This is a genomic window from Fuerstiella sp. (assembly GCA_022447225.1).
In the GTDB taxonomy this organism is placed as follows: domain Bacteria; phylum Planctomycetota; class Planctomycetia; order Planctomycetales; family Planctomycetaceae; genus S139-18.
In genome coordinates this window covers 365,157-376,473 of sequence record JAKVAZ010000009.1, presented here as the reverse complement: position 1 = coordinate 376,473, position 11,317 = coordinate 365,157, and the positions used below count along the sequence as shown (strand labels likewise).

The window sequence follows — 11,317 nt, the reverse complement described above, 5'->3', positions numbered from 1 at the left end:
TGTCTGACAACAACCAGTTAACCGTACTGCTGGCCGTTGAAATATGCCATTCAACCACTCTTTTTTTGCAGCTGGCAGAGCGTATTTATTGCCCCGGCAAAACGGGCGTGGATCCGCCTGATCAATGACGAATGACTGACCCGGAGTTCCGTTGGAAAATCGCACGATTTGAACGAGGGTAAATGATGGGTCGCATCAACCACGCGATTCCACGGATTCAGCCTTTGGCAGGTCAATCGCTGACGGTGCAGCGAGTTCGGACACCGGCTGTTGACACCCGCTTTATTTGAAATAGTTCACGGCATTGCGAAACAGCTGCAGACCATCGCCTTCGCCGCGAAATCCATTGCGGGTCCATTGTGGATGCTGAGTCGCAAACAGGTAGCGTTCCGGATGAGGCATCAGACCCAGAATTCGTCCTGTGGCATTCGACAGCGCGGCAATATTGGCGATGGACCCGTTGGGATTTTCCGGCTCCGGCAGGACGTCCAGATCTGTAACGCTGCCGGTTTCCTTCGACTGCTGATCGGCCGCGTCCGACCAGTAACACAGGGCAATCGAATCCTGCTGACGCAGTTTATCGATCACACCCGGATCCCCGACGGCCAGTCGGCCTTCCGCGTGAGCGACGGGTGATTCAAACTCGTCCATGTCCTTCAGGAAGACGCAGGACTCAGAGGCGACCTTCAATCGCACCCAGCGGTCGGTGTAGCGTGCATTGCTGTTCCAGGTGAGCGTCATGGACGGTTCATCAGCCTGCCCGGCTCCAGCCGGTGACTGCAGCAGCAGACCGGACTTGAGCAGGACCTGAAATCCGTTGCAGATCCCAAGGACTAATGTGTCGGCCTGCACGAATTCCTGCATCATCTCATTCAGCTGGCCACGCAGCTGGCCACTGAAGATCACTCCCGCTCCAAGGTCGTCCCCATAGCTGAACCCCCCCGGAATACACAGGCCCTGATATTCACGCAGCAATTCCGGAGTTTCCAGCACGCGAAACAAATGAACGCGTTCGGCCTTTGCGCCCGCCAACTCGAACGCGTGCGCGGTTTCGATATCACAGTTTGTTCCGGGTGCACGCAGGATACAAATTCGAGGAGAGGCCATTCCGTCTACTTTCAATTACGATGTCTTTCGCCGGACAGTATCAACGGTAGCAGGTCAGCAGAATTCCTTCATCCGCACCATCGATCCTTGCCGAATTTTTCACCAGCTGTCAATCTGTCGACGTTTCCTCAGCAAGCCCACGGCCGGTCAACTCAACGAAGACGTCATCCAGCGAGGTCTGGGCCACCTCAACCGCTATGATGTTGTCTCTCAGCTCTTTCATCAGTCGGGGGACATGTTCACTCGCCCCGATGACCCGCAGACTGAGGCGATCTCCGCGGACAGTCGGTGCAGCACCCAACAGGCGTTCAATGACAGGCGCGGCGTTGGCGGCATCACGGCAGCGCACCGTGAGACGCTCGCCCTCGATGCTGCACTGCATGTCGGCGGGTGATCCTGACTTGACCACTCGACCTGCATTCAACAGGAACAGCTGGTCACAACGGTCCGCTTCGTCCATCAAATGCGTGGAAACAACAATTGTCGTGCTGTCGGTACGGCGAACATCATCCAGCAGATCCCAGAAACGGCGTCTGGCCAGTACATCCAGACCTGTACTGGGTTCATCCAGTAACAGAATACGCGGCGAATGCAGCAGTCCCTTAGCCAGTTCCACGCGTCGCCGCAGGCCGCCGGACAGCTGCTCGACACGATCGTTCCGACGTTCGTGCAGGTCCAGACGCTGCAGGCCGGATTTGATTCGATCTTTCAGCCTGTTCCGGGAAATGCCATACATCCGACCGTGGCACCAAAGATTTTCTGCCACCGTCAGTCGTCCGTCCAGAGCCGGGGACTGAAACGTGACTCCCAGTTGTTCCCGCACTTTTGAGGCTTCGTTGTCGACATTGTGTCCGAAAACACTGATCTGACCGGACTGGACCGGTAGTAATGTCGCCAGCAATCGGAACAGCGTGGTCTTGCCGGAACCGTTTGGCCCCAGCAGTCCGGTCAGCGATCCCGCAGCTATCCTCAGAGAGATGTCACTTAGCGCAGCGGTGTCGCCATATCGGTGCGAAACTGATGAAACTTCAACCGCCGACACGCTCATGCAATCGCTGCGTATGGTTTAGGGGCTTCGGTGATAAATGTGACACATCTTTACCCGAAGGATTCTTAGAGTAATCAGATTGACCCGGCATCAGGCTATTCCGCAGGTTCTGTATGCTCTGCGTGGCCCTCTGCTGTTTCATCGTGCGTTTCTGCCTCATCCCCCTGCCCCGCAGCGTGATCCTCCCCGTGCTCTGCAGCGTGATCATCCCCGTGCTCTGCAGCGTGCTCGGCACGATATTGCTTCATTTGCTCGGCCCATTCTCCGCGTTGCGGTGCGGTATGAGCGTAATAGACCACACCCACATCGGGCATCAGTGCCAGAGGAAGACCAATGGCCAGAATCGTGGTGGGAGCCAGCAGGATGTATTTCCAGTTGCCCTCAAATTTCAAGTGCATGAAGAACATCATCACGCACAAAGCCTTAGCCACGGCAACGGCCATGACCAGCAAGATTGTCACCGCGTGATTTTCGAAACTCACCATGTCGAAAACAACGGACAAAGCGGTGAAGGCACACAGCACTACGAAGATAAGAACGTAGTTGACATGGTGGCTTTCATGATCGTCGTGTGACATGAGTCAGAATCCGGAAGAACCTGGTACACAAATGAAACGGTCAAACAGGCAAACAACATGGGTGCAGGGAATCAACTGGCAATGTACAGCAGCGGAAAGAGGAAGATCCACACCAGGTCGACAAAGTGCCAGTAAAGACCGCTGTTCTCAACCCAGTCCAGCCAGTTCTCATTCAGGCGTGTTCCCTGATATAACGCCATGCCAAACAGAATCATTCCCACGAGCACATGGATGGCGTGGAAACCTGTCATCAGGAAATACAGCGAAGCGAACAGGTTACCGTACAGGACCGGATGAGGATCGAACACGCCTGCGCTGACGGCAGAACTGTATCCTGGGTTCTTATCCGGGTTTTTCAGGTCTTTTAGATAAGTATCCACTTCAGAGAGAGTTAACTCCGGCAGTGTATCACCTGTTTTTAGTTCCTCCCGTGCCGCCCGATAATTGCTGATCTCAGCTGAATTGATTTCATCAAGCGACACGTTGGCAACCACATGCTCATGCAGATTCTTCCATTTCGCGTACAGCTCAAGATCCACGGCAGCTAATTCACGGTAACTGGCGGCCTCCGCATCATCAAAGTCTTCGGCCGGAGAGCCTCCCGCCTGAAAAGCCTGTAACTGAGGCACCAGACTCACCAGATCGTCGGGCCGTGCAACAGAGATCACATCGTAATCGGTGTAGACTGCCAGTCTCTCACGAACCACGGCTTCGAGTTCCCGGTCAGCCTTGGTAATTGCCTGTCGAGGTGTTTCAGGAACGCGTCCAGGCAGAATGTCATGGGCGAATTTTCCGGTGTATTCGATTCCTTTAATTCCGAGAAACACCACTGCCAGCAGCATGGTAATCCAAAGCCATTTGTTTGCGGATTCATAACGTCTGTCACTCATGGCCGCGTGCGCCATGACCACGCAAAAACTGGACACAATCAGCACGAACGTATTCAGTCCGCCCCAAAACACGTTGATATGTGTGTCTGCCGGGGTGGGCCACATTTCTGACCCCAGGCGAAACACGATATACGTGCCGAAAAACGCGGTGAAGAACATGATTTCTGTGCCGAGAAACAGCCACATTCCGAGCTTTGGGTTCGGAATGGGGATTCCCATCTTCATCGCGGGTGGTGGAGCTGAATGAGACATAAGAGTGGATAATCTGATACAGGATAAATTCGGAGCCGTCAGCCCAGGGCAGTCAGATACAGGAATTCACAAACCATCACCAGCAACAAGGCTGGCAGGATCAGTAGTGATACCAACAACAGATCCCGTCCTCGACGCGTCGTTCGATTCAGGGCAAACCGCAGCGTGGCGGCGAAATACAGACCGGATAACGCCAGAGCAACCGCAAAATAAAGGCGACCTGTCAGTCCTGCATAACTTGGCAGCAGACTGACCGGAACAAATGCGGCCGCATAAATCGTGGCCACGATCCCGGTACGTCGTCCACCATCAGAAAACGATGGCAGCATCCTGAGTCCGGCCTGTTCGTACTCGTGACGGTAAATCCAGCCGATGGCCAGGAAGTGCGGAAACTGCCAGGTAAACAACAGCGCAAACAACGACCAGGCGCCACTTCCTGCTGCTCCACCGGCGGCCAGCCAGCCAATGACCGGTGGCATCGCGCCTGGCAATGCGCCAACCGTCGTACAAAGACTGCTGCGAATTTTGAGAGGCGTATAGGCCAAAACGTAACACAGCAATGTTCCAGCGCCTGCAACTGTTGTCACCGGATTCGTGAAGGACCACAGAATTCCAATACCGCTTAACGCGAACAGCAGCCCCGCAAGGGAGGCCTCCAGTCTGGAAATGCGGCCTGAGATCAACGGACGGCCGGTTGTCCGCTGCATGCGGGCGTCTGTGCGAACTTCCAAAACCTGATTCAGAATACTGGAAGCAGCAACCAGCAGCAGAATTCCCGCCAGCGTCACGGCCAGCAGTCCCCAGTGAATGATAATAGGTGATGCCAGAATGAAACCGGCCGAGACCGCAGCCATTGTCATCACGGCAATTCGAGGTCGACACATTTCAACGTAGTCGGACGTTCGATCCACCAGAGACTGTGCACCCACACGGTCAGCACGAACAACGGGAGTCTGTGCGGGAGTCGCGATACTCATGCGAGTCCCCCCTTTGGCCTGATCCGGTCCGCGACAAACGGCAACGAAACCTGACGCTGTCGAATGTGACGCGCCACCTCGACCGACGCCAGAACCGTCGCTGTAAGTATCAGCATGCCGCCAATCGTATGCAGAGATCGAAACACGATTGCTGTTGGGGATCCGGTTGATGCCACCCAGCCCAGTGACGGCACACCGAGTTTCGAGAGCCAGGCGCCGGCTCCCAGGCAAAGCTGAATGAACAAAGTTCCAAGTATCATACGACCGGATCTTCGAAGGTGTTTTGAGTCGCTTCGCAGAAGCATAAGTGCGCAGACAAACCCCGCACAGGCAACGAGGGCAGCTCCCGCCAGATGCTCAAACATCATACGCCCCATGTGTCGAAACATTCCCCCCAGCCAATACTGCACCAACACCAGAATCGGCAGGATCAACACGGCCGTTGTCGCGACAGTGGACAGTGGAGACACGTCTGGCTCGTCTGCAGACGCGGTCTCTCGTTTTCCGGTCATTAGAGCAAAGACAACACACATCGCAAAAAACAGCGCCCCTGTGATGCTGTGCAGCATGGCCAGTAGATTGGCATCCATCAGAACTCGAGCACCGCCAAGCAGCCCCTGGGCAATGACGGCAATCAGAATTCCAACTGCGTAGTTGCGAACCCACCACTGACGCTCACGAAGAAACGTGACGAACACCAGTGAAATGCTGGTCATTCCAATGATCAGCCCTGCCAGGCGATGTCCGTGTTCTGTAAACCGGTCAGCGTGTCTCAAATCGTCCAGCCACGGGTAAAGCAACATGTTGTGGCCATCCGATGTTGGCCAGTCGGCGAACGCCATACCCGCCCGGAGTGTAGTCACAAGTGTCCCCATTCCGATGGGCAGCAGTGCAACAACACAGGTCGCGATTGCAAATCGGTGTACGACGGGATCAATTTTACTGGAGGAAGCAAACACGAGTTTTGTTTCAGGTGACTCAGGTTGTTGCTCGATTTGTCCGAAATCGAACGCTTTAGGACAGGATGCGGGTAAGGGGCTGATCGATTGCCGGAACGAAATTCGCAGAAATCCGTTCCATTGCTAGGTGTGTGCGGACTCTTCTCCTTCGCCGACAGATACCGAATCGGATTGCGGAGGTGGCTCGGTCTGCAGGATGAAGTCCTGATCCAGCATGTCGGCCTCGGGAGACGAGTATTCATATGGTCCGCGGTAGCACACCGGAGGAACGTCGAAGTTACCGTGACCAGGAGGAGACGGAGCAGACCATTCGAGACCGTTGGCACCCCACGGATTGCGACCGCATTTTTTTCCCTTGAAGATGCTGATCAGGAAATTTCCAATCAACAGTAACTGGGCAAGCCCCATCAGAATTGCGCACCAGGTCATGAACTGATTCATTGATTTGAGATGCTCCATCCACGGGTGCAGATACGGGTCAGCATACCGACGCGGCATTCCGGCAATTCCCAGCAGGTGCATGGGAAAGAACGTGCCATTGAACCCGATGAACGTCAGGGCGAAGTGCCACTTGCCAACTGTTTCGTTCATCAGACGACCGAACATTTTCGGGAACCAAAAATGAATGGCGCCAAACACCCCGAACAACGTTGATCCAAACAGGACATAGTGAAAATGGGCCACGATAAAATACGTGTCGTGGAAATAGATATCCACGGGAACGGCAGCCATAAACAGACCGCTCAGGCCTCCAACGATGAACATGCCGACAAACCCGGCGCAGTTCAGCAGCACGGTGTTGAACTGAACTCTTCCGCCCCACATCGTACCGATCCAGTTGAACGTCTTGATTGCGGACGGGAGTGCAATCATCATTGTGGATGTCATAAAACTCATGCCTAAAGCCGGATTCATGCCGCTGGTAAACATATGATGTCCCCAGACAATGAAGCCCAGTCCGGCGATGGCTGCCATGGAGTAGACCATCGGCTTGTAGCCAAAAATTGGTTTGCGCGACATGCATGACAACATGTCAGAAACCATTCCCATGGCCGGCAACAGCATGATGTACACCGCCGGGTGAGAATAGAACCAAAACAGATGCTGCCACAGCAGTGTCTGGCCGCCTCCCACAGTTGGTTCGGCGTTGTTGATGATCACACCTGAGGGAATGAAGAATACAGTTCCCATGACCCGGTCAGCCAGCAGCATAAATCCGGCTGCCGTCAGGACAGGCAGCGCAAATGCCTGAAGAATGGCGGTGATGAACATCGACCAGATCGTCAACGGCATGCGAAACAGGGTCATGCCCGGGGCCCGCATATTGATAATCGTGGTCATGTAGTTGATGGATCCCATCATTGATGACACGCCGATGCATGTGAGTCCCAGCAGCCAGTAATTTTGAGCAGCGCCGGACCCGGGGGCCGCCTGTGCGAGTCCCGACAGAAGCGGGTAAGACGTCCAGCCAGCTGCAGGTCCTGCGGTGACTCCGCCGGCAAAGAAGCTGAAACCGAAGCAGGCAATCGCCGGCAGCATGAACCAGTAACTCAACATGTTCAGTGTGGGAAATGCCATGTCGTCCGCACCGATCTGCAGCGGGATCAGGAAATTTCCGAATGCCCCGGCGAGAACCGGAATGATCACCAGGAAAATCATCACGGTGGCATGCATCGTAAACAGCATGGTGTAGAACTCGGGCGAGATCTGACCACCCTGACCCGCGAAGATTGACGTGCCGGCACCACTGAGCAAACCGAACAGGTCGCCGATGATCGGCATTTTTGTCCACGGAAAGGCCAGCTGCCAGCGCACAGCAAGTGCCAGCGCACCGCCCACCAGCAGCATAAATAACGTGGTAAACAGGAACTGCAGACCGATCATCTTGTGATCAGTTGAGAACACATATTTTTGGACGAAACTCAATTCGTGATGATCATGTGCATGATCGTCATGAACTCCGATTGTCGGACTGGCCGTGGCCATCGACATTGCCTTTTCGATGAGGAATCAGGATCTGGATCTGGAGGGCCGGACACTCCTGCCGGACGACCTCGCCTTACGTCTGGCTCCACTCACTTGAAGCCTCATATTGTCTGTGGCGAACCGCTTGTCCTCTGGTTCGCTCTACGGCATGCGACGGTCAAAACCTACCATCAATGCCGATTTGTTCATTCGTCGCTTTCTTCCACGTCAGGAACAACGCCGTCGAAATTCTGTTCCTGATGCAGTGTCTCAATATATTCGTTGTAAACGTGTTCCGGTTCGGCGTAGATCATGGCCCGCATTTTGTAATGGCCCCAGCCACACAGTTCCGCACACAGCAATTCATACTCATTGGGAAGTGGAATATCGAACCACATCGGGATGATCAGACCGGGGACTGCGTCCTGTTTTACTCGCAGTTCAGGTGCAAAAAACGCATGCTGCACATCCTGACTGCGGAGTAGAAAACGGACGGGGCGTCCCGCCGGTACATGCATTTCGTTGACAGTGTACAGGTCGTCCGGTTGTGGCGTGTTTTGTAGCTGTTTACCGGGAGCAGGATAACGCATTCGCCATTCAAACTGACGGGCAGTTACCTCAACAAGCGGCGACGCTTTGGCTTCATCAGGAAACTTTGCCTCCACGCGGAATTTCATCCACACGTCCATTTGGTACAGCGCGATGAAAACGAGGATAAATGCCGGAACGATCGTCCAGATCAATTCCAGACTGTGATTGCCATGACTGAATTCCGCAGGTTTGTCTTCGGACTGTGTGGCCGACTTCCACAGCACCCAGCCAAGAGCAAACTGAGTCAACACAAAAGTGATCGCGACAATACCCAGAATCAGATAAAACAGACCGTCGATTTCTTCACCCAGTGGAGTCATCGGATCACTGGGAAACCACCAGTTGCGACTGGGCGCAACCCAGCAGAAAACGATGGCGACCACCGGCCAGAAAAAGAAAAATATTGCCCAGAATTTCTTCACAATGATGACTCCAGAGGTCGCCATTTAACGTGAGTACAATTGTTGAAACGCCGGGTCACAGACGACCACGGGCGCTGCATCTCCGGTAGGAGTAATCGCGAATCTGAAATGCATCGGGGAATAGGGACGATCATCGGTTTCTACTCATTCAGTTATTACTCTTACTCAGCTGGTGCCGCTCGACCTGGGTCGACTTCAAAGGGCACACTCAATACGTAATTCACCAGATGCCAGATCTTCTCCTGCTCCAGATTCTTGAATGACGGCATACGGGTTCCTTTGATGCCGGCATGCACGCGTCGAAACAGGTCAATCGGCCGCCGGCCTCCGCGATAGATTCCGTAGGTCAGATTCCGGGGCTGATTCAGATTGTCCCAGATATCATGCAGTCCCGGTTCGTTATACAATTCTTCGGTCACCGGGTTCTTTTCGAAGACGGTTGATTGAGGCCCATTTCCCTGGCCACTGATTCCGTGGCAGTCCGCACAGGCAACTTCTTTGCTCAGAAAAAGCTCCCGTCCGATACGCCGGGATTCGATAGTGTCGGGAACCCGGGGAATTGAGGGGATCACAGCCACATCTTCTGATTCTGCTGCTTCCCAGGCGTCTGCAACACTGTCACCCACGAATTCCAGTGCATCATTGATCTCCTCACCCAGAACGTCTTTCAGACTGTCCACAATCTCCTTCCGGGTTTCGCCACCATCTGTACGGCTGCTGACCGCATCCCTGGAGTAATCACTGGACAGTTCACTGACAAGACGTCGTTCGAATTCACCACGCATTGCCAGAAAACGAATATATTCCACCACGTGATCCAGCTCGACTTCGCTCAGCATAGGAACGAACGACGGCATATAGGTGCCTGGAATTCCGTTGCGAAGGATCCGTTCCAGGTCATCCCGAGACGCCTTCTCCGGACCCTGAGTGGATGTGAATTTGAACACGCCGTTACGATAGTCGCGAGGCCTGGGGGTGAGATACTCGGCTGTCGGTCCTGCGCCGTCGCCGCTGGTACCGTGACAGTGAGAACAATGACGCTGGTAAAGCGCCCGGCCGCTTCTTAGAACGGTTCCGCCGTCCAGAATGACCCGATCACCTTCTGCCGGCGCGGTTGCCATTTTGTCATCCAGCAACGCCGTGCCGGTTTTCGGATCCCAGCTGACTACGGTTACGACTTCGGGCAGGTCTTGTGATGTTGCTGCTGCTCCGGTTACGAACTGCAGCAGATGCGCACTGTCATCGAATGCTTCCGGAGGTTCGTCAAACCGTAGTTGGAGTTGTTTGATCGCACCTGACTCGGGAGGGGCTGCTACGGAACCAAACAGACCACCCGCGTTGAGCGGCAGCTTTGACCAGAAACGTACCTGCTGCGGATTGCCAAACCGTACGTCGAGGTGCTGTTTGACACCTGGAAGGTCACCGCCGAAACCCTCCTGGGCTTCCCGCATCAGGGACCGTGTTCCCGGTCCGTAAACGAAGGTTGAATTCCCCCCGTCTGAGCAACCGGCGGCCGTTAGAACTGCCGCCGTGGTCAGTGTGAAGAACATTCTGTTGATCAACGTCAACATGGTCAAATTCTCAAATGTTATAGACTGATCTGCATGTGCAGACGATGTACCTAAAGTTCCAGCTGAGACGACGGGTAATCAATTTTTACACTGGTTGTCTCACCCGGTCGGATCTGCACTTTCAGTTTTCGATTAACGAATTTTCCCTTGGCCGCTTCGTGCCAGACCTGGAACACATGATCGCCGGACGGCAGGTCATTGATTTCAAAATTCCCGTCAGCATCTGTCAGTGCCGCATAGGGATGTTCCACCGGGAGGTGCCAGGCACTCATCCATGTGTGAAAATCGCAAACAACCCTTACCGGCTCTTTCTCTGCCGACTTGTACACAAACTCCAGTTTGCCGACACGGTCACCGGGATCCACTGTCTGATTGACTGCAGCATTTCGAGACGGATAGCTGTGGGTATTATGGCTGACTGTGTCGTCACTGAGGACCTTCACCAGCTGGCCGGTGGGAACTACAAGACAGTGTGGTAAAAAACGACAGTTCTTTTGATCGAAGATGACAGCTTCTTCGACCGGAGTCGGTCTGGGTGTCCCTTTGGGAGCCTTTTTTATATAGACAAATGTATTTGCAACTCCATTCCCTCCACCCAGAACCAGCTTCTCGTTAGGCATGTCTTCAGCGGAACAGGCCACCGCATCTTTGACGGCTGCTCCCTGAGCATGGATCAGTCCGACGGCGGGAACATCTCCCGTCATCACAACCTGACCTGAGAGGTTGCCCGTCCCGTCTCCCGCCGATGTCGTGGTACCGGGGCTTTCGCTTAAGTCATTACCGCTGTCTTCTTCGGCGGCGCCGAACAAATCAGGCGGCAGCACCACGATAGAAGTCGCCTGGGAGGCTCCTCCACCGATACCGTTGTCGCTGCAGCCACTCAAAAAGAGTGTCCCGAATACGATCAGGGTGAATGCTGGAAATGATTTCATCGAATTCTCTCGAACCGAACCTGAA

General features: G+C 54.3%; 10 protein-coding genes. All 10 read right to left on the bottom strand.

What is annotated here, in order from left to right:
- Positions 1 to 282 precede the first annotated feature (282 nt).
- Positions 283 to 1,107 carry a phosphoribosylformylglycinamidine synthase subunit PurQ gene (locus tag MK110_12130; GenBank protein ID MCH2212044.1) on the bottom strand — a complete coding sequence of 275 codons (825 nt, stop codon included), beginning with the start codon at positions 1,105 to 1,107 and terminating at the stop codon, positions 283 to 285.
- Positions 1,108 to 1,216: 109 nt separating this feature from the next.
- The gene (locus MK110_12125) at positions 1,217 to 2,155 is read right to left on the bottom strand and encodes an ABC transporter ATP-binding protein (protein ID MCH2212043.1); all 939 of its coding nucleotides are present in this window, start codon (positions 2,153 to 2,155) and stop codon (positions 1,217 to 1,219) included.
- Positions 2,156 to 2,250: 95 nt separating this feature from the next.
- The gene (locus tag MK110_12120; protein MCH2212042.1) at positions 2,251 to 2,733 is read right to left on the bottom strand and encodes a cytochrome C oxidase subunit IV family protein; all 483 of its coding nucleotides are present in this window, start codon (positions 2,731 to 2,733) and stop codon (positions 2,251 to 2,253) included.
- 71 nt (positions 2,734 to 2,804) lie between these two features.
- Positions 2,805 to 3,875: a cytochrome c oxidase subunit 3 gene (locus MK110_12115; GenBank protein ID MCH2212041.1), complete on the bottom strand. Its 1,071-nt coding sequence runs from the start codon at positions 3,873 to 3,875 to the stop codon at positions 2,805 to 2,807.
- A gap of 38 nt (positions 3,876 to 3,913) precedes the next feature.
- A complete protein-coding gene (gene cyoE, locus MK110_12110; GenBank protein ID MCH2212040.1) occupies positions 3,914 to 4,852 on the bottom strand; it encodes a heme o synthase in 939 nt (312 codons plus the stop codon).
- Positions 4,849 to 5,811, bottom strand: a complete 963-nt coding sequence (locus tag MK110_12105; protein ID MCH2212039.1) for a COX15/CtaA family protein — start codon at positions 5,809 to 5,811, stop codon at positions 4,849 to 4,851. The genes cyoE and MK110_12105 overlap by 4 nt, the downstream gene beginning before the upstream one ends.
- 123 nt (positions 5,812 to 5,934) lie before the next feature.
- Positions 5,935 to 7,797, bottom strand: a complete 1,863-nt coding sequence (locus tag MK110_12100) for a cbb3-type cytochrome c oxidase subunit I (protein MCH2212038.1) — start codon at positions 7,795 to 7,797, stop codon at positions 5,935 to 5,937.
- Positions 7,798 to 7,982: 185 nt separating this feature from the next.
- A complete protein-coding gene (locus MK110_12095; GenBank protein ID MCH2212037.1) occupies positions 7,983 to 8,813 on the bottom strand; it encodes a cytochrome c oxidase subunit II in 831 nt (276 codons plus the stop codon).
- A 137-nt stretch (positions 8,814 to 8,950) separates the two neighbouring features.
- A complete protein-coding gene (locus MK110_12090; GenBank protein ID MCH2212036.1) occupies positions 8,951 to 10,360 on the bottom strand; it encodes a c-type cytochrome in 1,410 nt (469 codons plus the stop codon).
- Positions 10,361 to 10,410: 50 nt separating this feature from the next.
- Positions 10,411 to 11,292, bottom strand: a complete 882-nt coding sequence (locus MK110_12085; GenBank protein MCH2212035.1) for a hypothetical protein — start codon at positions 11,290 to 11,292, stop codon at positions 10,411 to 10,413.
- Positions 11,293 to 11,317: the final 25 nt, after the last annotated feature.

Coding starts and splice junctions, on each gene's coding strand:
- MK110_12100 (MCH2212038.1), bottom strand. CDS start 7,797: ATGGCCACGGCCAGTCCGACAATCGGAGTTCATGACGATCATGCACAT.
- MK110_12085 (MCH2212035.1), bottom strand. CDS start 11,292: ATGAAATCATTTCCAGCATTCACCCTGATCGTATTCGGGACACTCTTT.
- MK110_12090 (MCH2212036.1), bottom strand. CDS start 10,360: ATGTTGACGTTGATCAACAGAATGTTCTTCACACTGACCACGGCGGCA.
- MK110_12125 (MCH2212043.1), bottom strand. CDS start 2,155: ATGAGCGTGTCGGCGGTTGAAGTTTCATCAGTTTCGCACCGATATGGC.
- MK110_12095 (MCH2212037.1), bottom strand. CDS start 8,813: ATGGCGACCTCTGGAGTCATCATTGTGAAGAAATTCTGGGCAATATTT.
- MK110_12115 (MCH2212041.1), bottom strand. CDS start 3,875: ATGTCTCATTCAGCTCCACCACCCGCGATGAAGATGGGAATCCCCATT.
- MK110_12130 (MCH2212044.1), bottom strand. CDS start 1,107: ATGGCCTCTCCTCGAATTTGTATCCTGCGTGCACCCGGAACAAACTGT.
- cyoE (MCH2212040.1), bottom strand. CDS start 4,852: ATGAGTATCGCGACTCCCGCACAGACTCCCGTTGTTCGTGCTGACCGT.
- MK110_12120 (MCH2212042.1), bottom strand. CDS start 2,733: ATGTCACACGACGATCATGAAAGCCACCATGTCAACTACGTTCTTATC.